Source organism: Geodermatophilus sp. CPCC 205506, from assembly GCF_051383635.1.
Lineage (GTDB): Bacteria > Actinomycetota > Actinomycetes > Mycobacteriales > Geodermatophilaceae > Geodermatophilus.
Genome location: NZ_JALPKP010000029.1, coordinates 23111 through 43515, shown reverse-complemented (window position 1 = coordinate 43515; position 20405 = coordinate 23111). Strand labels below are relative to the sequence as shown.

Below are 20405 nucleotides of genomic sequence, written 5' to 3'. Positions count from 1 at the left end.
TCCGTCCCCTTCCCCTGCCGTGACCGGGCAACGACCGCACGGCATGCCGTCGCCACGACCGTCCTCCGGCCCCATCGAAAGGCGAGATCATGACCACTCTCCCCTCCCCCACCGTCCTGTCCCAAGGCCAGCGGCACTCGCTCGCCGTCGACCCCGACTTCGGCGGCGGCAGCGTCCTGCAGGCGGCCCTGTCGGCGAACCCCTGCCCCGACGTGCCGTTCATCCGCCTCGCCCGGCCGCTGGTCGGCACCGACGGTCAGCCGGTTCACGAGCTCAGCCTGTCCCGGCTCGACCACCTCGCGCAGAGCTGGTCGGTCTGGTACCTGGCGCGCGGCGTGCGCCCCCGCGACCGGGTCGCCATCTTCCTCGACGACTCGTTCGCCTACGCGGTCCACTTCTTCGCCCTGTCCCAGATCGGCGCCATCCCGGTGCTGGTCAACAGCCGCGCCTCCCGCGCGACCGCACTCGCGCTGTGCCGGCAGACGACGCCCGTGGGCCTGTGCACCGACGCTGCACGGCTGCGGGAACTCGGCGATGTGCGGACGTCCCTGGGTGTCCACTGGGTCAGCGTCACGGAGGAACTGCCGGCTCCCCCGCCGGCACAGCTGTCCGAGGCGGACCGGTTCCGGCACGCTCCCGACGATCCCGTCTCGATCCTGCACTCCTCGGGGACGACCGGGCGGCCCAAGCCCGTCGTACAGACCCACAGGTCGAGCACGGCGGGGCCTCGCTTCCGCATGCTCAGCCACGCCGAGACGCCCGGGGCCGTGATGATGACCGCGCTGCCCCAGGCCCACCTCGGGTGCATCGCGTACACGACCTACGCCGTGCTGACCGGAACCCCGATCGTGGCCCTCCACGACCCGACCGGCGCCGAGCTCGCCGCCGCGGTCGGCACCTACCGGCCCAGCTCCGTCATGGCCTTCGCCCACGCCTACGGCGAGTTGGCCGAGCTGGACCTGCCCCCGGGCTCCCTGGACTCGGTCAACGCGTGGGTGACCATGGGGGACGCGATCCACGAGGCGCACCTCCGCAAGATCCTCCAGCAGCGCAGCCCACACCTCCCCCCGAGCCAGTTCCTGGACCGGCTGGGCACGACCGAGCTCGGCTGGGGCGCGCTCCTGCACGTCAGCACGCACGGCTCGCCACGCAAGGACCGCTGCGTCGGTCGACCCACGGGCGTGGCCGACGTCACCGTGCTGCGCCCGGACGGCACGCATGCGGACGTCGGCGAGGTCGGGTTCCTCGGGGCACAGGGGCCCGCGGTCACCGCCGGCTACTGGAACGACGCGGACACCACCTACCGGAGCATGCTCGCCGGCTACTGGCTCACCGGCGACGTGGCCTACCGGGACCACGACGGCTCCTTCTACCAGGTCGACCGTGCCGTCGACGCCATCAGGACACCTCAGGGCACCGGCTTCTCCGTGCTCATGGAGGAAGTCCTGCTCCGCGAGGTGGCAGAGATCTCCGACTGTGCGGTGGTGGCCGGGGCGCGGGACGGCACCCACGTGCCGGTGGCCGTCGTCCGATCGGCGACCCCCGGGATGCACCCGGCGCGGCTGCTCGAGCGGGCCAACGCCGCACTCCGGGCGTCGGGCCAGCCCGAGCTGGCGCTGCTGGAGGTCGCCCGCAGCGAGGCGGACCTCCCGCTCGGCGTCACCGGCAAGGTCCTGAAGCGGGTGCTCCGCGAGAAGTACGCGGACCTCTCGGCGTACGCCGCGGCCGCCGAGGACCGGGTGCTCGCCGTCCACGGTGGCTGCTGCGGGACCGCGGGGCGCGCCGCGTGAGGCACCTCGGTGTCGTGGAGTCCAATCTGGCCGGGTCGGGGTTCGCAGGCCTCCGCATCGCGAAGGAGCTCGGCTGCCGGGTCACGTTCTTCACGTCCGGGACGGACCGCTACTTCGCCGTCCCGGGCGGCCGCCAGCACTTCGAGGCGTACGTCGACCGGATCGAGCTCTGCCAGACGAACGAGATCGCACCGTTGCTCGACCGGGTACGTGCCGTGCACGCCGTCCAGCCGCTGTCGGGGTTGCTGTCCATGGCCGAGTACGAGGTGGTCGTCGCCGCGATGGCCGCCGCCGAGCTGGGGCTGCCCGGTCCGGACGTGGACAGCGTCCGAGCTGCCCGCAACAAGGTGGAGATGCGCCGGCGCTGCGCGCAGCGCGGGGTCCCGATGCCCGCCTTCCGCAGCGTGACCGATGCGGCGGCCGCCGTGCAGGCGGCCCACGAGGTCGGCCTCCCCTGTGTCGTCAAGCCGGCCGACGAGACCAGCAGCGCCGATGTGCGCCGGTGCACCACCGTCGAGGAGGTGGTCGAGCAGTTCGAGACCATCCGGGCCACCGTGTTCAACGTGCGCGGCCAGCGGCGTCACCGCGAGGTCCTCGTCGAGGAGTGCGCGCTGGGCTACGAGGTCAGCGTGGAGGTGCTGGCGGGGCGGCGGCCGCAGGTGCTCGGTGTCACGGACAAGTCCGTGGGCGGGACCAACCGCTTCGTCGAGGTGGGCCACCTGTTCCCGTCCCTGCTGCCGGCGCCGATCCGCGCCGCCTGCGAGGACGTCGCGCTCGACGCCGTGGCCGCCCTCGGGTTCGACCTGGGACTGGCGCACGTGGAGATCAAGTACACCGCCGACGGTCCACGGCTGATCGAGGTCAACCCGCGGCCGCCGGGTGACCGGATCACCGACCTGATCGATCTCAGCCTCGGCACGTCCTGCCTCGAACTGGTCGTACGGCAGTACCTGGGCGAGCGCGTCGACGGAGGAGCGGCCACGTCCCCGGTGCGCGGTGCGGCGATCCGCTTCCTCACCGCCGAGCCCGGGCGGGTCGTCGGTGTCACGGGGACCGACGTGGCGGGCGCGATGCCCGGCGTGCGCGAGGCGGTCGTCTCCGTCGCACCGGGCGACCTGGTCCCCCCGCTGCACCGGAACGAGGACCGGGCCGGCCATGTCCTCGCTGTGGGCGAGAACGCCTACGTGGCGGCTCGGCGAGCCGAGGCCGCCCTGGGCGAGATCGCCGTTCGGACGGTCGCCGCACGCCACCCGCAAGGCGGTGGGGATCCCCGCCACGACGTCCTGGGAGCACCCCTGTGCACTGCAGCCCATCCGGCTCCGTAGCGACGCCCGGGAACCCGGCGCTCGGCGGACTGGACGCCACCGCGTGGGATCGCCTCGCGGCGGAGCACTTCTACTCGTCGGCGGACTGGTTGACGTTCTGCGCCGGTCACGGTGGCGGGATCTCGGGTGCCGTCGTCAGCTCCGTCGACGGGCTGCCCTCGGCCGCGGTCCCCGTCTGGGAACCCACCGAGCCCCCGTCTCCGCTCTACCGCTGGAACGACGTCCTCTCCGGACACCGCCTGCCCACGCTCCCCGAGCGGGGCCTGATCGTGGGTCCGCGGCAGGGCTACCAGACGCACATCCTCTCGGCGAGTGGACCCGTGCGCGCGGAGGCCGTGGCCGAGCTCGTGTCCCTGGTGCAGACCTGGCCGCTGGAGAGATGCCCGCGTGGCGACGGCAGCGCCCGCGTGGCCATGTACGTGACGTCGGCCGATGCACAGGCGCTGGCGGACGCCGGCGTCACCCACACCCCCGTGCTGCTCGAGGCCGATGCCTGGTTCGACCTGCCGCCCGGTGGCTGGGACGCGTGGTTGGCCACACTCCCCGCCAAGCGCCGCAGCAACGTGCGGAACGAGGTCGGCCGCTTCCAGCGGGCCGGGTACACCGTCGACCACCTGCCGCTGGCTGAGTGCTGGGCGGAGCTGGCGCCACTGGCCGCGTCGACGCAGGCCAAGTACGGCCACGTGGCGCCCGAAGCGCACTGGCGGGGCCTCCTCCATCGGCACATGACCGGCATGGGTCGGGCGGCCCGGGTCGCGGTCTGCCGGAGGCGTGGTGGCGACATCGTGGGCTTCTGCCTGTACTACATCCGGGGGAACACGCTCTTCCTCCGCTGGGCCGGGTTCGACTACGACCGGCTCGACCGCGCCGCCGAGTACTTCAACCTCGTCTACTACAGCCAGATGGCCCGCGCGCCGGAACTGGGCGTCCGCCGGCTGCACGCCGGGGTCAAGGCCCTGGAGGCCAAGGTCCTCCGCGGCGCGCGCCTGCGTCCCCTGTGGATGGTCGACCTCGACCCCGACAGCGGGCTGAAGGGCGCCGACCAGGCGATCCGGCAGCACAACCGCGCCACCCGTGAGCGGCTGCTGGCCGAGGCGGGCTCCGGGTCGGCGGTCGACGACCCCGGCGCATGGCTCCCGTTCGCGTGAGCGGCCGTCCCCGCCGGGAGGAGCGCGACCGCGCACCCGCGGTGCGTCGAAGGCCGGCCGGGGGGGTCGGCGCTGCCCGGCACCGGCAACCGCGGGCGGGCACCGGTGTCCGCCGCAGGCTGGCGAGCCTCCTGCCGGCGGGTCGAGCGAGCCGCGCGGTGCTCGCAGCATCCCTGATCGACTCGATCGGCACCGGCTTGTTCCTCGCCGGTTCGGCGCTCTTCTTCACCCGGGCCGTGGGGCTGGGCACGGGGCAGGTCGGGTCCGGGCTGTCCCTCGCCGGGGTCATCGGCCTGCTCTGTGCCGTGCCCATCGGCAGGCTGGCCGACCGTCTGGGGAGCAAGCGGGCACTGGTCCTGCTGCTCCTGTGGCGGGGGGCGGGTTTCCTCGCCTACCTCTTCGTCGACGGCTTCTGGAGCTTCGTCGCGGTCGCCTGTCTGCTCGGCGCCACCGAGTGGGCGGTGGGCCCGGTGCTGCAGGCGCTGGTGGGCGCCACGGAGGAGCCTGCGTCGCGCGTCCGGACCATGGCTGCCATCCGGGCGGTGCGCAACGCCGGCTTCGCGTGCGGCGCACTGCTGGCCACGCTGGGCATCGCCCAGGACTCCGCAGCGAGCTACCGCGCGCTGGTGGTCGCCAACGCGATCTCCTTCTGCCTCGCCGCCGCCCTCCTGGCCCGGCGACGCGTTCCGCCCCACCGCCCAGCCCCGCGACAGGCGGCCGCCCAGGCGGTGCGCGTCCATGACCCGAGGTACCTGGTGCTCGCGACCGCCAACGGGGTCCTCGTCCTGCACCCGATCCTCCTGAGCCTGGGACTCCCCCTGTGGATCGCCAGCCGGACGAACGCTCCTCCGGCACTCGTGGGGGTCATCGTCACGATCAACACCGTGCTGGCGGTCGTGGCCGGACTGCGTCTGAGCCGGCGCGTGGAGGGCGTGCGGGCGTTCGCGAAGCGGCAGCACTGGTCGGGCTGGTGCCTGGCCCTCTGCTGCGCCCTCGTGGCGGTGACCGAGTCGCTGGACGGCCTCACCGCCAGCATCGCCCTCCTGATCGCCGCCGTGGCCCTGACACTGGGCGAGGTCTGGCAGTCGATCGGCGCCTGGGGGCTCTCGTACGCGCTGTCCCCGGAGGACCGGCGCAACTACTACCTCAGTGTGTACAACCTGGGGCAGCCCGTCGCCGCGATCATCGGCCCGGTGCTGCTCACCACCGTCGTCCTGAGCGCGGGAGCGGTCGGGTGGCTGGCCCTCGCCGGCGCCTTCGCCGCCACCGGTGTGGGGGCCCGGGTCGTCGCGACCTGGTACTCCCCGAAGCGGGCCCACCGCGGTGGCCGATCCCTGGCCCGCGGCGTACGGGTCACGGGCCCGCCGGCCGTCGCGGCCGTACTCGAACAGGCGTGACGGGGACCAGGACACGACAGCGAAGGCGAAGGTGGAGCGGCGTGGATGAGCTGATGCTGGTGGGAGTGGGCCGGATGGGGCGGCCCTATCTGGCCGCTGCCCGCCGTCTCGGGCTGCGGGTACGCGCGGTCGAGTCGGTCGCCCGGGCATCCGCCCTGGCCGGCGAGGTCGACGACGTCCGGATGTGCGAGGGCGATCTCGACGAGCACTGGGTGGCGGCGGCGGCGGCCGCCGCCGCCGCCGCCGGCCGACCCGACGGCGTCGTGGCCTTCAGCGAACCCCAGGTGATGGCCGCTGCACTCCTGCAGGAGTCCGAGCGGCTACCCGGCCCGGGGATCCACGCCGCCGTCCTGTCGAGGAACAAGGCCCTGCAGCGCGGCACCTTCGCCGCTGCCGGAGTGCGCCAGCCGGACCACCTGCTCACCGACGACCTGCGCGCGGCCGCCGACTGGGCCGCCGCGAGGATGCCTGTCGTCGTCAAGCCGCTGTCCTCCTCGGGCAGTTCCGGAGTCGAACTGGTCACGGACGTCGACGGCTACCTCGAGGTGGCGCGCCGGCGTGCCGGGGAGGGGCGGTTGCTGGTCGAGGCCGCCGTGGCCGGCCCCGAGTACAGCTGGGAGGCGCTGGTCCGGGACGGTCAGGTGTGGTTGTCCAACACGACCGCGAAGGAGACCACAGGCCCTCCGCACTTCGTCGAGGTGAGCCACCGGACGGGCATCCGCTTGGCGCCCGCGGTCGCGACGGAGGTCGAGGGGCTCGCCGCCGCCGTCCTCCGGGCGCTGCGGATGAGCACCGGGATCGTCCACCTGGAGTTCCGGCTGGCGGCGGCAGGCCCCACGCTCATGGAGGTGGCGGTCCGGACTCCGGGCGACTTCATCATGGACCTGCTGGGGCTGACCTACGGCGTGGACTGGTTCGAGCTCGTCGTTCGGGCCGCGATGGGGTTGCCCCTGCCGTCACCGTCGGGGCCCGTGCGGTACGCGGCGAGCTACCTCCCCGTCGCCGCCCCGGGGGTCGTCACACGGATCCGCGGGCTGGACGAGGTCCTCGGACACCCAGCGGTCGTCCACGCCGGCCTCATCGTGGCCGAGGGAGATGTCATCCGGTCGCTCCGCTCGTCCGCCCAACGGGCCGGGCACGTCGTGCTCGCCGCCGACACCCGGGAGGAGCTCGAGGTCGCGCTGGCCGAGGTCCGCAGCACCCTGGACATCCGGACGCGATCCGAGCGGGTGACCGCGCGGACGCGATAGCAAGCGGGAGCGGCCCCGGAACGGGAGCCGTGCCGTTGTGTGCTGCCGCGGAGAGGCAGACGGGCGGCTGCCGACCAGACGACCGCACCGGGGGCTCCGACAGGTGAGGACGACGAACCCGCCGTCCCGCGACGTCTCCCCACGCCTCCCACGGTCGACGAGGACGCAGTGGGCGGCGATCGCGTCAGTCACGTGGACGGGACGGGATCGGCCTGTTCCACGGCGTCGGCAGGGATCCCGCGCTGGTGACGCGCCCTCCCGCCATCCCCACGACCCTCGTCATGCTCCGACGAGCCGACGCTGCGCGTGGCGGCGTACTGGCTGAACGGCGCGGACCGGGGTCGGCCGGCCCTCCACCGGTTCCGGCGACGCCGGTCAGGCTGCCTCGCCGGCAGGTCGATCGGACTGATGGACGCGACCGCAGGGCATGCCCGAGGGGTCGGTGTACGTGACGCTGACCTGCTCGCGACGGACGCGGATGACCAGGACCGTGGACGGGTCGTAGCCCAGTGCGTCGCAGAGGAGGGCGAAGAGGTCGGTGTCCATGTCTCTCCGGCTGGAAGGGGTGAGGGCGCTGGTTCGCCGATCGCCGACGCTGTGGTGAGGCGGAGGTCGTCGCTCCGACACGCCGGGACCGTTGCCGGTCACGGAACGGCGTCCGCACGCCACTCAACCGCGATCTCATGGCCCAGCGGAGGCCGGATGCGTCGGAAGACGTCCGCCGGACGGCCTCGTGCCCGCACGTCACCGGGAGATGACAGGTCGCCGACCTGGAAGGTCGATGGCACCGGGCGTCGGGTGTACGGGAGGCGTTGCAGGACCGGCTTCTGCGGGGCGGTGGCCGCAGGCGCCATCCGCTGAGGCGGCCGACGCGCTCCTGTGGTGGGCGCCGCAGGTCAGGCGACGGCCCGGACGGCGACGTTGGCAGAGGCGGGTTCGGCCGCCGTCGCAACCGACGCCACAGGAATGCGCTGCTCGAGCTGACGCTGCTGCTCCGACAGGAACGCCTGCATGACGTCGTGGCTCTGCCGCTCGAGACGGCTGAGCCTGTCGATCTCGGCCCGCAGTTGTTGCGCCTGCATCGCCAGGGGCGCCAGCTCGCGCTGCCGGCGCAGTTCCATCTCGGCCTCGATCCGGCCGCTCTCGACCTTCGCGGCCGCGATCATGTCCTCGCGCTCCCGGTGCGCCCGGTCCCGGATCTCGTCCGCCTCGGCAGCCGCATCGGTCATGATCTGCTCTGCCATCTCCTCGGCTCGCGCCAGCGTGCGCAGCGCGCGGGCGGCAAGACCGGGCTCACCGGCGCGTTCGTCGGCACCCGGCGTGGACACGGCCGCACCCGGCCTCGGTTCCTCATCGGCAGCAGCTGCCGCCGGGGCTGTCGTCGTCGGCTCTCCCGCCCGGGCAGCGAGCACCTCGGCGAGGTCCGCCTGCAACCGGTCGAGAAAGGCGTCGACGGCCTCGACCTTGTAGCCGCGGAACACGATGGGGAACGTCTGGGCCTCGATGTCAGGAGGCGTGATGCTCACGTCAGGTTCTCCTCGGGGTTTGTTCGGGCTGCTTCACACATCCGTCGTACAGGTTGGAGCGCGCCGACCCGTCCGTGATACGCAGGGCCGGACGGTCGACTGGCGGTCAGGGCTGACGTCGGCCGGCTCTTCGCCACCCCATCGAACGGAATCGCTCACCGGAGCGGCACACGGCAGAGCGTCGCCGGAGTCGCTCCCTGCGCGAGGGGTGCAGAGGTGGATCGGCTGAGCCGTCGAGGCCGGTATCAGGGGACCCCTGGGAGGCGTCTGTCAAGCAGATCCGCGATCGGACGCCTGACTCGGAGCAGCCGCCCCTCGGGGCCACCGCTCGGAGCTCCGCCACCCGGCGACGTGCATGGCGCCGTGTCGCCCACCCTGCACCTCCTACGACGGCTGAGGCATCAGGAGAGACCGGTGAACACCTGCGATCCTGCCGACGGCATTCGCTTCGTCCACATGGCTCGGCAGATGGATCCGTACTCCATTCCGCTGGAGTGCGGCCGCACGTGCGCCAGGCTGCCCACCGGATACGCCAACCTGTCTCCGCGCACCTGCCTGCGGCACCGCCGGTCCCCTCGACGGGGAGTTCCGCCCACACCCGATCCCGTGCCCTCCGATGCGACCGCAGAAGTCGCGCAGTGGTGATCGTCCGGGTCGCCCCCGCTGCGTCTCTCCGCGAGTACCCCGTCGCGGGGATGTGGGACCGCGTCCGGCGGCTGGGACCGGAGCCCCGCCCCGCTCTCGAGGCGACGCCGAGAGAGCCGATGCGCTGTCGCTCTGCTGACCCCGATCACCTCATCGACACCCGGGAGCCGTCATGACCGCCCTCATCGAGGATCTCCGCACCGACCTGGGAATCGACTTCGCCGGAGCCTGCCAGGAGCTCGCCCGGGCCCGGGTCCGACAGCAGCGGAAGGACACGCCGCAGAACCGGGCCGCCGTCGCCGATTGCCTCGTGCGGATCGACCTCGTCCTCGACGTCTACCTCGAGATGTGGGGTCACGGCCGACGATGAGGACGGGGCCGGCGCGAATCGGCCGTCGCACCACGGGGATGTTGAAGGCCTCAGCTGTCCTCCCCGGTGCCGGGTCGAGGTGCCCTCGACCCGTCGGTCCGGGGCTCTCCGTCCCGCATGGTGCGGATCCGTACCAGGTCGCCGTCCGGTCTGCTCGGCGCGCCCGCGGATCTCGAGCACCAGCAGCTCCCCCGAGGGATTCGGCTGCGCGCCGCGTGCTGCTGCGCTGCTCGCCGGGAGAGACGGCTGGTCGCGGCCGCCGCTGACACCCACCGCCGGACGGGACGGGTGCCGTTCGTGCACGCGCCGTCGTCAGCGGGCCGGTGAAGGGAGCGGCGCCGGACACCTCGCAGGCGGCCACCCCCCTTGAGCCTCCTCGGGCGTCATCTCCCAGACGCGCGGGGACCCCGTGTCCAGGACGCCAGCGTCCGGTCTAGGTCGCTGTCCGCGGTCCTCCCCGTACGGGTGCCGGCGGCTCGCTGCGTGGGCCGGCGAGATCCTCGGCGTCCGCGGTGGTGACGTCGCCGACGTGCCAGCCCGCATAGCCGCCGTCGCGGTCGTCGTCACACCGGTCCGCGTACGGCTTGAAGCCCCCGATGTAGGGCATGAACACTCTCGGCTTACCGGAGACGTTGGCGCCCAGGTACCAGGAGTCGGCTCGGGGGAACAGCGTGGCGCGCGCCGCTTCGTCGACGCGCCGGGTCCACGCCTGCGCGGCGTCCGCCCGTGCCTCCACCGTACGGATCCCGCGTTGCCGGCAGTTCGCCAGGAGTTCCATCAGCCAGTTCACCTGCTGCTCGGCGGCGAGAGGGAGATTGGAGAGGCCGGCCGGGCTGCCCGGCCCGGTCAGCACGAACAGATTGGGGAAGCCCGGCACCCCGAGCCCGAGATGGGTGAGGGGGCCGTGCGCCCAGGTGTGCGCCAGCACGTCGCCGCGCGGTCCCCGGACGTCGATCCGGGTCAGTGCGCCGGTCATGGCGTCGAAGCCGGTGGCCAGCACGAGGACGTCGAGATCGTGCGACGCACGCGCGGTTTCCACGCCGCGCTCGGTGATCCGCACCATGGGATCGCGGCGCAGGTTGACCAGTTCCACGTTGCCGCGGTTGAAGGTCTCGAGGTAGCCACTGTCGGTGCAGATGCGCTTGGCCCCCACCGGGTGACCGCTCGGCAGCAGGTCCTCGGCGGTCTGTGGGTCTCGGACGATCTCTCGGACCTTGCGTTCGGCGAACCGCCGGGCGGCCTCGTTGATCTCCGGGTCGACGGCCTGCCCGTCGAACGTCTTCCCGAAGAGGACGCCGCCCTCCCGCCACCGGGCCTCGAACGCGGCCAGGCGCTCGGCCTCGTCGATCTCGGCATACTGCTTGTGGTAGGCGACGTGAGGTGTCCCGGCGAGGCTGGCCCAGGACCGCCGGCGACGCTCCGGATAGGCACGCTGGATCTCGTTCCACTCGTGCGGCGCGAACTGGCGGTTGAGGACCGGCACGGTGTAGTTCGCCGTCCGCTGGAACACCGTCAGCCGGGCGGCCACCTCGGCGACGCGCGGGATCAGCTGGACGCCCGACGACCCGGTGCCGATGACGCCCACCCGACGGCCGGTCAGGTCCACCTCCGTGTGCGGCCACCGCGACGTCTGCAGGAGCAGTCCGCCGAAGTCGTCGAGGCCCGGGACATCCGGCCTGTTGGGGGCCGACAGGCTGCCCGTGGCGAAGACCAGCCACCGCGCCCGGTGACACTCGCCGGTCTCAGTCGTCACCGTCCAGTTGGCGTCAGTGCCGTCGAAGGCCGCCGCCGTCACCCGGCGGTCGAAGCGGTAGTCGCGGCGGAGGTCGTAGCGGTCGGCGACGTGCTCCGCGTAACGGAGGATCTCCGGTTGGGTGGCGTAGCGCTCCGACCAGGTCCAGTCCCGCTGGAGATCCTCGTCGAAGGAGTACGAGTAGTCGATGCTCTCGACGTCGCACCGGGCACCCGGATAGCGGTTCCAGTACCAGACCCCGCCGACCCCGGACGCGGCCTCGAGGCCCAGCACCGAGAAGCCGTGCCGCCGCGCCTGGAGGACGGCGTACATGCCGGCGAAGCCGGCTCCGACGACGAGGACGTCCACCGCTCCGGACGCGACCTGGCCGTCGTCACAGGTCCTGGCCGGTGTGCTCATGAGCGGACCTCCTCGTCCGGTCGGTACGGCGTCTCCGGCACGCCTGCGCCGGACGTCCGGGCTCGCGGGGGCGCGATGTACTGCTGCCCCTCGGGGCACAGCGGGCCGCGGCCGGCAGTCACCACCGCGGCGGCCCGTGCGGGTTCCCACAGCCGGCTCCGAACCATCTCCGCGGTGACCACCCCCGGACCCGATGCCGCGCGCCTCGTCGCACCACCCGAGGCGGAGCTGCAGTCGGCCGGGGCCGGTGACGAGACGCCGGACCGTCCGGTCGGGGTTGCCGCCGCCGGATCAGGCGACCCGATGCGGCGCGGCGATGTCATGGCGGGGGCCGCCCGCCGGTGGTCGGTGATCTCCCGGACCCGGCGTGCCGGGGGGCTCGTCATGGTCTCCGCTCTCCGATCCACGCGGTGTCTCGTCGGGCCTGCAGCGCCGCGGTCGATGTCCCCGAGACACCGACCGCGGCGCACGGGCGCGACGCGACCGTCCTCGACGGGTTCAGCCGTCGGTCATGGGGACGCAGTTCGGCCGGCAGGCCCGCTGGCCGACCGCGTCGAGGAAGATCTGGCGGATCTCATCCGGGCTCGTCGCCCGGTAGGCGGCGCCACCAGTGGCCTGGCTGATGGCGGCGAGCGCGTCGATCCCGCTCTCTGCCCCGTAGGCGATCGTCATCACCGGCACCGCCCGTCCGTCGGACTGCTCGGCGCGGAGTGTGGCCAGCAGCTGATCCAGCCCGATGCCGTCGTCGTCGGTGTCCTCCCCGTCGGTCAGGATCACGACCGCATTGACCCGCCCGGGGTCCCAACCGGCGCGGACCGCGCGCACGGCAGCGAGCGTGGTGTCGTACAGGCCGGTGCCGCCGTTCGTGACCGGCTCCAACTCCCCCAGGGCCCGGGCGAGCAGCTCGCGCCCGTTCGGTTCGGTACCGGCGAGCGGTGTGATCGGGAGCACCTCCCGGTAGTCGGAGATGGCGCTGACGTCCTCGGAGAACGCCCAGAGCCCGATCTGGCTGGAGTCGGGGAACAGGGCGAGGCCCGCGGCCGCGGCGCGCATCGAGAGCTCGATCCGGGTGCTTCCCCCCGCCTCCGGGACGACGGCGGCCATGGACCCGGAGACATCGACGACGGCGAGCAGACGAGAGTCCCGCCGCAGGACCTCGAGCACCCGCCCCGCCTCGTCCGCCGTCGCGACGTCCGGGACGGCCACCGTGCCCGGCTGGGAACCATCGATCCCGTGGTCGGCGGTCAGGCCGCCGCCGACGCCGTCCGCCCCGCGGAAGCCGGCCTCGCGGAGTCGATGCCGGCCGCCGACAGCCTGCAGCGCGGCGAGCAGCCGTCCGGCGTCCGATGCGGTCGTCCCCCCGGCTGTGAGGTCGACGAAGGGATGGTCGAACGGAGTCGCCGCCGGAGACGGGTAGACGGCGACCGGCTCGGGTGGAAGGCCCGGGCGAGCGTCGCCCGGCCGGGGATCGTCCTCGTGCTGGGCCCACACCGCCTGCTCGCTGACGGGCACGGCGACGTCCGCTCCGACCGGCGCGCCTCCCGTAGCCGTCCCGTCCGTGCGCAGCCCCCGCAGGAGGTCCGTCACCGTCGCCCGGCCATCCGGCCCCCGGTCGGCGGTCGCTCTCAGCGCCAGGAGGAGCCCGACCGTGGCGGGAGCTGTCGGCCCCTGCGAGACGTCCAGCACCACCTGGCGACCTGATGCGGCGCTGACCAGGGCGTCCCAACCGAGCGTGCCGTCGGCACCGGCCAGCGCGTCGTGGAGAGACGACGACACCGCCAGGACCAGCGGACTGGACGCGATGCTGGGGTGCTGTGCAGGCTCGAGGAGGTGACTCGCGGCGGCGCGTTCCACCCACAGGGAGGACGTCGGGATCCAGACGTCGGGGGGCTTCGCCCCTTCCTGGACCAGCGCACTCAGGACGTCGGGATCCTCCTCGGCCCGCACACGCGCTCGGATGCACCCGTTCGAGTCCCTGAGGTCATCGACGGACTCGGCCACCGCCAGGATGACGGGCGCGATGTCCGGCGACGCAACCACGTCCAGGGGTGGGCGCGCGTCGTCGCAACCGGCCGGCGTGCGGGCCGTCTGAGCAATCGCTCCCCCACCGCCCAGCGCAGCGACGGCGACGGTGACGGCGACCAGCAGGACGCGGGTGCGCGGCCGGCGACGCGGGACGATGAGCGCGTGACGGGCTCGTGACGGCACGGCGAACTCCTGGTGGATCGACTGCCGGGGCCGGGCGGCACGGCCTCGTGGTCGGCCGCCTCACGGATCTGAGCCGTGGTCGGGATCCCAGATACGTCGTGTGCTCTGGACCGGCGGAAGGGCTCGATAGCCCTCCGTCCTGTCGGGAGCTCGGGCACCTTCGCCGAACGGACCGGCCCCGGCCGCCGTGCACGGGGAGAGGTGGCACGGCCGGTCGCCCTCCGGCGGTTCCGGCGTATCTGCCAGGGGGACGCGGCCTCCTCTAGAGCACCGGGGCGCACTCGTCCCGGGCAGGTGGGCGGGCACGGGTACGCCCCCGCACGGCGTCCAGGCTCCCCAGGCAGCAGGAAGGCGGTCCACACCGTCGTCCGCGATCGAATCGAGGACTCTCATGAACGAAGCGCTGTCCCTGCAGTCCACCCCGTTCGACGACCTGAATGCGGAGGAGAAGAGCGAGTACCTCCACGTGCTCGCCGATGTCGTCGCGGACATCGAATCGGAATTGGCACGGGCGAAGGCCGAACGGTCCGCACTGGTGAGAAGTCTCCAAGCGGACCTGGAGCGGGACCTCGATGAGTTCTGCCGCCCGACGGCGTCCGGTGCCGTTCGGGTGTCGGAGGGCCGGCCGCGGACGCCCGGCTCGCGCTGCTGTCAGGGACGGATGACCCCGGCGAACGTGCCGTAGGCCCGTCCGGCAGAACCGAATCGACTCCGGCGGCACGGGCGGGCAAACCGCGTGTCGCTCCCGATCGCCGATGGCCGTTCTCGAGACCGGCGACCCCGGTGCGAACGGAGTCGCCACGACCGTCGAACCCAGCATCCGTGCCACTAGGCTGGCCCGAACTGTCACAGCCCCGGTCGAGAGGGGGTGGACCGTTGGATCACGACAACGAAGACAATCCCGTCGCCTCGCTGGTTGCGGCCGCCATCGACGGTGACACTGCATCCTGGAACGCGCTCGTCGACCGGTATTCGCTCCTGGTGCTCTCGGTCGTCCGCCGCTACCGCCTACAGGGCAGCGACGCTGAGGACGTCGTCCAGACGGTGTGGTTGAGGCTGGTCGAGAACCTGCGTCTCATCCGGCAACCCGAGGCGCTGCCCGGCTGGATCGTCACCACCGCGCGCAACGAGTGTCTGCACGTGCTGAGAGGACGCCGGTACGTCGTGCCTGCCGATCTCGGGGAGGAGGCGTGGCCGGAGGGAACCGGTACACCTGCCGTCGAGGCGAACCTGCTGGAGAGCGAACGGCACGAGGCCCTCCTCATGGCCCTGGCCGAGCTGCCCGGACGGCAGCGGGCTCTCCTCCTGCTGCTGATCGAGGACCCGCCGCTGTCGTACGAGGAGATCAGCCGCCGCCTGGGCATCCCCATCGGCAGCATCGGCCCCACCCGGGCCCGCGCGCTGGCCCGGATCCGTACCTACCAGGCGGTGCAGGCGCTGCTGAACGCCTGAGTCCACGGGTGCCGGGACCGGCCGCCTCACCCGGCCCCGAGACACACGAACGCAGCGGCCGCAGCCCAGCCGGCGGGGTCCTCGGCGTCGAACCCCGCCTGGGCGGCCGCCAGCGCCTCGGACGGCGGGTGACCGGCCCGCAACTTCTCGTGGTACGACCGCATCAACGACACCGTCGCGGCATCGGGGACCGGCACGACCGGCGCGACCAGCGTCGCGGTACCGCCGCCGAGCAGGGCGGCGCCGAAGCCGAGGAGTTCCTCACCGGCGACGATGTGCGGCCGACCGGTGTCACAGGCGGCCAGCACCACGTGGTGCGGTGCCTGGGCCAGGCGCTCCAGCTCGTACACGGTCAGTGGACCGTCCGCCAGCGTCAGCGACGAGAACAGCGGGTTGTCCGAGCGCACGTTGCCGTGCGCGGCCAGGTGCAGGACGGCCGCTCCGTTCATACGCGCCAGCAACGTGGGGGCGGTCGCCACCTCTTCGGACAGCAGGACGGACCCGGGGTACAGCGCGGCGATCGTCGAGGCCTCGATCGTCGCGCCCGGCAGTCCGGGACCGGCCACGACCACGACCGGAGCGTCGTCGGGAGGCCGGGGGCGGCTGACCGCCTGGTGCCACATCGTCGCCGACGGGTTGACGCTCACCGGCCGGCCATGGCAGGACGCCAGCACCGACCACGGCAGTGACTGCAACGCTCCGGTCGGAACCACGACGAGCGGGCGATCCCCCACCTCGTGTCGCAGCGGCCGCAGCAGCAGGTCGTCGAATGCCGTGGCCGCACGCTGGAGCACGGCCGTGGCCGCGGCCTCCCGACCGGTCGAAGCGGCCCGGGGCTTGACCAGGCGGTGCAGCGCAAAGGGCACGTGCGTCAGCACCTGTCGCACCGTCTGGGCCCGGCCGAGGAAGTGCAGCCGGGCGCGCCCCCCGGCGACGGTCACGGCATGCAGATCACCCTCCAGCTCGACGTACTCCACGAGGGCGGCGTCGCCGAGGGGGCCGGTGAGATCCGCCACGGAGTGCCGGAGCGGCCGGCGCTCGGCGCTCTCACCGGCCTGGAGCGTCCGGCAGCAGTCGCGGATGCGTCGCTCCAGGAGGACCTGGTGGGCGACCAGCGCATCGTCGGCACGGCCGGCCCCGCGGGCCTCCTCGATCTCGGCCATGGTCGACCGGAGGTCCGCCAGGTTGCCGGCGAGTTCCGGGTGCTCGGGTGGCTGGGCGGGGCGGAGCCGCAGGGCACTGGCTCGCGCCCGTTCAGCCCACCAGATCACCCGCCGCGGATCCTGGTCCTCGATCGCCATCCGCAGTCCCAACCGGGCGAGCGATCCCCGCTGCAGGCTGACGTGTGCGCGCAGCTCGGTGGCCCCCAGGGTGGCCTGGTAGTCCTCGACGATGCGCAGCCCCGCCCGCAGCGCCGACAGCGCGGCGGCCTTGCGTCCGTCCGCGCGGCGGAGCAGCGCCTCGGCCAACCAGGCGCGGACACGTGCGTCGGCCGGGCCGGAGTGCCGGGCACGGCTGGCCATCGACAGGTGGCGCCGGGCCGCGCTCCGCCGGCCCTGGTCCAGCGCGATCCGGCCGGCCAGGACCCGCGCCTCCAGCGCCGGGACCTTCCACTTGGCCGCCTCCAGGGCCTCGGCCACGCGTGCGGCCCGCTCCGCACTGGTGCCGGTGGGATCGGCGGCCACCTGGGCCTGTAGCCGAGCGAACCGAGCGAGTGCCAGGAGGTTGGTCCGCCCCAGCCGGTGCAGACCCTGGATCGCCGCAGTCGCGCTGTCACAGGCCGTGGCGGCATCCCCCTGCACGAGCGCGACGGTCGACAGGAGCAACTGCGCTTCGGGCAGGCGGACCTCACGCTGTTGGTTCCGGTACGCGGCGACCGCGGCCTCGGCGATCGTCCGCGCCTCGTCGAGCAGCCGCACCGACAGCAGCACCTCCGCCCGGTCGACGAGCAACGACGCCTCGACGAGCCCGAACCGGCGGTAACGCTCGTCGGCAGCGTCGAAGTGCCGCAGCGACGCCGGCACGTCGCCGCGCTTCGCCTTCACACAGCCCAGGTTCTGCTCGGCGAAGGCGCCCAGGAGGTCCAGGTCGTGCTCGACGCAGAGCCGGAGTGCGTCCACCAGGTCCGCCTCGGCAGCGGCGAAGGCACGTCGCGAGGTCTGGATCAGACTGCGGTTCGACAGCGCGCGGGCGGCCCACTCGGCGTCGCCGGCCTGCCGGAGCACCGGCAGGGCACGGCGCACCTCATCCAGGGCGGCGTCGTCGCGACCGAGCTCCTGCAGGATGGCCGCCCGCTGGACGCGGGCCCGGGCCGCCTCGACGCCCTCGAGATCCGGGAGCACCGCCTCCATCTCGCGCAAGGCCTGACCGGACTGCCCACGCACGACCAGGGCCGCGGCCAGGCTCATCCGCGCCTGAGCCACCCGGTGCCGGGACCGGGCACGCCGTCCGGCCGCCACGGAAGCCCGCAGATGGGTCAGGGCCGCCTCGATCTGGCCGAGATTCATCGCGGCGACGCCCAGCGCCCGCTCGGCCATGCTGACGACCTGCCAGGCACCGCTGCGCCGGGCCGGTTCCAGGATGGCGGCGCCGATCGCTCGTGCCTCGGTCGGCCGCAGCCGGGACAACTGCAGCGCCTTGACCGCAGACGCCTCCAGGTCCGTGTCGACGCCGGTCCGAGGGGTCGTGCGGACGTCACGCACGGAACTCACCCCATGACGGTGCGCCCGCGGCGAGGGGCGAGTCAACGGGTCATGGCGTGTCACGGGTGTTCGTTCGTACCCGTCGACCGCGACACTTTCCCGACCCAGCAACAGTCCCATCGGCAGGGGGGACCAATGGCCGCGGATCCGCGCTGGAGCGACCGGTACGCCGTCTACAGGTCTGAACTCGTCGTCGTCCTGGAACACCGTGGAGAGCTGCTGCGAGTCCTGCGCGCGTGGGACGTCGGCTTCGAGGCTCCGACCGCTGAGAACAAGAGCCGCTACGAGAGCCAGGACCTCGGCCTGGGTCTGATCCCCCTTTTCGACGACGAGAAGGCAGCGGCCATCGCCGTGGCGGAACTCAAACGGGAGGCCGAACAGGACACGGCGATCGCGGACCTCGTGAGGAAGGCCGCAGGAAACGCCGGCGTCGATGCGTACGTGGAGTCGCTGACGCCTGGGATGGACCGATTTCTGTGGGCATTGCGCACGCACTTCGCCGCCAAGTACGAGAGATGGACACCGACGCTCGGCAAGAACCGGCTGGTCGGGAATGTGGAGGGTGGCGGCAACATCTCCCACGCCGAGACCGAGCCGTCGCTCGCGGACTCCGACTGGCGGCCCAGGCCAGAGGTCCGCCCGACAGAGCCAGGTCCAGGCGTGCGGATCGGTGTGGTGGACACGTCGGTCTTCCTCCATCCATGGCTCGCGGGGGGTCTGGTCGGGCCGGCCGAGGACTTCCTCGGGCCACAGCCAGACGGCGGATACCCGGCCCTGGCCGGACACGGCACCTTCGTGGCCGGGCTGGCCATGCAGAGGGCGCCGGGCTGCGTGATCGAGTTCCGCAAGGTCCTGTCGGACGACGGCGGCACCGCTACGTCCTGGGACGTGGCGAGAAAGATCGTCGAACTCGGACGCACCGGGTTGGACGTGCTCAACCTGTCACTCGGCTGTTTCACCGAGGACGGGCAGCCGCCGCTCGTACTCGCCACGGCGATCGACCGCTTGGATCCCGAGATCGTCGTCGTGGCCGCCGCCGGCAACCACGGCGACGTCCCGACGAGGGAGGCCGGGGACGCCGAACACCCCGCCATCACGATCGGCGACCGGCGTAAGCCGTCATGGCCGGCCGCCCTGGATGACGTCGTCGCGGTGGGAGCGGCCAGGGACGACGGGATCCGCGCGGCCTTCACTCCGGACGATGTCCCGTGGATCGACGTGCTCTCGAACGGAGTGGACGTTTCCAGCACCTACCTCGACGGGCAGGTGAACGTGACGTACACACCAGGAGAGCCTCGGCCCAAAGAGTTCAAGGGGTATGCCGAGTGGAGCGGCAGCTCGTTCTCCGCAGCACTGGTGAGCGGAGAGATCGCGCGTAGGACGGTGCCGGGCCGATCGTCCGCACAACAGGCGTGGCGGGCGATCCTCGACGAACTCGAGGACGGGCAGCCGGGCGTTCGTCCCCCGTTCCTCCAGCTCCGCTGAGCCGCACTCGCCGTCCAGCCGACGGAGGCAGGGACCGCGGTCCCGTCGCCCGGGGTCGCTCGCCCTGCTCAGGGGTTCGCGACCAGGGGGTGACCAATCGGGGTTCGGTCGTGCGGTCCACCGTCAGAGGCGGAACCAGTCCGTCATGAGCACCCCTGACGAGGTCCGGCAGCGCAGCCGGACCAGTCCCACGGACGAAGTCTCGAAACAGAAGCAGCCCAGCTCGTCGATCTCCGCCTGCCCGAGTTCCCCGTCCGGCCCCAGGAGGGCCGCCTCTCCGGAGGTGGGCGGGACGAGCTGACCGACGAGACCGTCGTCGGTCTCGTCGAGCTCTACGGACAGTTCCCTACCCTCGAAGACGAGCGAGCGTGGTGCGGCGCTGCTCCGGACGAGTGCCGATTCATCCGCGAGCGAATCGTGGCTGAGCGCGGCGAGTTCCGCGTCGACCGTTCGCCACGAGAATGCAGCCTGACCCGCGGCCACCATCGTGGGAGTCGGTGTCCCTGCTTGCCGGACGGCCGTGCGCAGCTGCGCGAGCAGCAGGTCGTCCTCGTCGGAGTTCTGCGATGTCACTGTGGTGGCCTCCCTTCTTCGGGTCGACGTCCGATGCTGCATGGTGCACCCACCGACACCGGGATCGCCAGAGCTGCCGCTCCCTGCTCGATGGGGCCTTTCCCAAGAGGATGTTCCAACGCTCTCCGGAATACGTGCGCCTCGAGATCGGCGGTCGCGAGGTCCAGATCGACGACGGCCCGACGACGACCGACGGTGTCCGCGACGGTGCCGGCACAGAGACGAACGCGGCGAACCGGCCGCGCCGAGCGCCGCGCAGCTGCTCCAGCAACACGTCGTCCTCGGCCAGCCGGCTGTGTCACCTCACGTGACCTCCCTGCGCCCCGCGGCGTGGCCCGATGCCGCATCCGGCACCCTGCGACACCGCTTCGCCAGGACCGCC

At 72.7% G+C, this 20405-nt stretch carries 15 protein-coding genes; 9 read left to right on the top strand and 6 right to left on the bottom strand.

The window, feature by feature from the left end; all coding sequences use genetic code 11:
* Positions 1–89: 89 nt before the first annotated feature.
* From MY520_RS17020 to MY520_RS17000, 5 genes are all read left to right on the top strand, one after another.
* Positions 90–1790 (top strand): class I adenylate-forming enzyme family protein, encoded by a 1701-nt coding sequence (locus tag MY520_RS17020; RefSeq protein WP_436693741.1) that lies wholly within the window; start codon positions 90–92, stop codon positions 1788–1790.
* 14 nt (positions 1791–1804) lie between these two features.
* Positions 1805–3115 carry an ATP-grasp domain-containing protein gene (locus tag MY520_RS17015; protein WP_436693740.1) on the top strand — a complete coding sequence of 437 codons (1311 nt, stop codon included), beginning with the start codon at positions 1805–1807 and terminating at the stop codon, positions 3113–3115.
* On the top strand, positions 3088–4263 hold the full coding sequence (locus tag MY520_RS17010; RefSeq protein ID WP_436693739.1) for a GNAT family N-acetyltransferase: 1176 nt from the start codon (positions 3088–3090) through the stop codon (positions 4261–4263). Before MY520_RS17015 ends, MY520_RS17010 begins: the two co-directional genes overlap by 28 nt.
* Before the next feature lie 158 nt (positions 4264–4421).
* Positions 4422–5660, top strand: coding sequence for an MFS transporter (locus MY520_RS17005; RefSeq protein WP_436693738.1), 1239 nt, complete (start codon positions 4422–4424; stop codon positions 5658–5660).
* Between the two features lie 41 nt (positions 5661–5701).
* Positions 5702–6910, top strand: coding sequence for an ATP-grasp domain-containing protein (locus MY520_RS17000; RefSeq protein WP_436693737.1), 1209 nt, complete (start codon positions 5702–5704; stop codon positions 6908–6910).
* A gap of 375 nt (positions 6911–7285) precedes the next feature.
* On the opposite strand, the gene MY520_RS16995 is transcribed toward MY520_RS17000, so the two are convergent.
* Together MY520_RS16995 and MY520_RS16990 are read right to left on the bottom strand one after the other, a co-directional pair.
* A complete protein-coding gene (locus MY520_RS16995; RefSeq protein WP_436693736.1) occupies positions 7286–7456 on the bottom strand; it encodes a hypothetical protein in 171 nt (56 codons plus the stop codon).
* A 350-nt stretch (positions 7457–7806) separates the two neighbouring features.
* Positions 7807–8436 (bottom strand): DivIVA domain-containing protein, encoded by a 630-nt coding sequence (locus MY520_RS16990; protein ID WP_436693735.1) that lies wholly within the window; start codon positions 8434–8436, stop codon positions 7807–7809.
* An 817-nt stretch (positions 8437–9253) separates the two neighbouring features.
* Here MY520_RS16990 and MY520_RS16985 point away from each other — a divergent pair.
* Positions 9254–9451 (top strand): hypothetical protein, encoded by a 198-nt coding sequence (locus tag MY520_RS16985; protein WP_436693734.1) that lies wholly within the window; start codon positions 9254–9256, stop codon positions 9449–9451.
* Between the two features lie 433 nt (positions 9452–9884).
* Here MY520_RS16985 and MY520_RS16980 read toward each other — a convergent pair whose 3' ends face one another.
* Entirely contained in the window at positions 9885–11603 is a 1719-nt protein-coding gene (locus tag MY520_RS16980; protein WP_436693733.1) for a flavin-containing monooxygenase, read from the bottom strand.
* Positions 11604–12101: 498 nt separating this feature from the next.
* Positions 12102–13643 carry a substrate-binding domain-containing protein gene (locus MY520_RS16975; protein WP_436693762.1) on the bottom strand — a complete coding sequence of 514 codons (1542 nt, stop codon included), beginning with the start codon at positions 13641–13643 and terminating at the stop codon, positions 12102–12104.
* Positions 13644–14202: 559 nt separating this feature from the next.
* Here MY520_RS16975 and MY520_RS16970 point away from each other — a divergent pair.
* Entirely contained in the window at positions 14203–14496 is a 294-nt protein-coding gene (locus tag MY520_RS16970) for a hypothetical protein (RefSeq protein ID WP_436693732.1), read from the top strand.
* A 191-nt stretch (positions 14497–14687) separates the two neighbouring features.
* Positions 14688–15263: an RNA polymerase sigma factor gene (locus MY520_RS16965; RefSeq protein ID WP_436693731.1), complete on the top strand. Its 576-nt coding sequence runs from the start codon at positions 14688–14690 to the stop codon at positions 15261–15263.
* Positions 15264–15289: 26 nt separating this feature from the next.
* Here MY520_RS16965 and MY520_RS16960 read toward each other — a convergent pair whose 3' ends face one another.
* Positions 15290–17974 carry a CHAT domain-containing protein gene (locus MY520_RS16960; protein WP_436693730.1) on the bottom strand — a complete coding sequence of 895 codons (2685 nt, stop codon included), beginning with the start codon at positions 17972–17974 and terminating at the stop codon, positions 15290–15292.
* Between the two features lie 126 nt (positions 17975–18100).
* Here MY520_RS16960 and MY520_RS16955 point away from each other — a divergent pair, with 126 nt between their 5' ends.
* Positions 18101–19450 carry a S8 family peptidase gene (locus MY520_RS16955; RefSeq protein ID WP_436693729.1) on the top strand — a complete coding sequence of 450 codons (1350 nt, stop codon included), beginning with the start codon at positions 18101–18103 and terminating at the stop codon, positions 19448–19450.
* Positions 19451–19573: 123 nt separating this feature from the next.
* On the opposite strand, the gene MY520_RS16950 is transcribed toward MY520_RS16955, so the two are convergent.
* Positions 19574–20023 (bottom strand): hypothetical protein, encoded by a 450-nt coding sequence (locus MY520_RS16950; RefSeq protein ID WP_436693728.1) that lies wholly within the window; start codon positions 20021–20023, stop codon positions 19574–19576.
* Between the last annotated feature and the right edge of the window lie 382 nt (positions 20024–20405).

Bases quoted from the DNA above. Each gene is read 5' to 3' on its own strand.
- MY520_RS17020 (WP_436693741.1), top strand. From the start codon at position 90: ATGACCACTCTCCCCTCCCCCACCGTCCTGTCCCAAGGCCAGCGGCAC.
- MY520_RS16995 (WP_436693736.1), bottom strand. From the start codon at position 7,456: ATGGACACCGACCTCTTCGCCCTCCTCTGCGACGCACTGGGCTACGAC.
- MY520_RS16985 (WP_436693734.1), top strand. From the start codon at position 9,254: ATGACCGCCCTCATCGAGGATCTCCGCACCGACCTGGGAATCGACTTC.
- MY520_RS16980 (WP_436693733.1), bottom strand. From the start codon at position 11,603: ATGAGCACACCGGCCAGGACCTGTGACGACGGCCAGGTCGCGTCCGGA.
- MY520_RS16970 (WP_436693732.1), top strand. From the start codon at position 14,203: ATGAACGAAGCGCTGTCCCTGCAGTCCACCCCGTTCGACGACCTGAAT.
- MY520_RS16955 (WP_436693729.1), top strand. From the start codon at position 18,101: ATGGCCGCGGATCCGCGCTGGAGCGACCGGTACGCCGTCTACAGGTCT.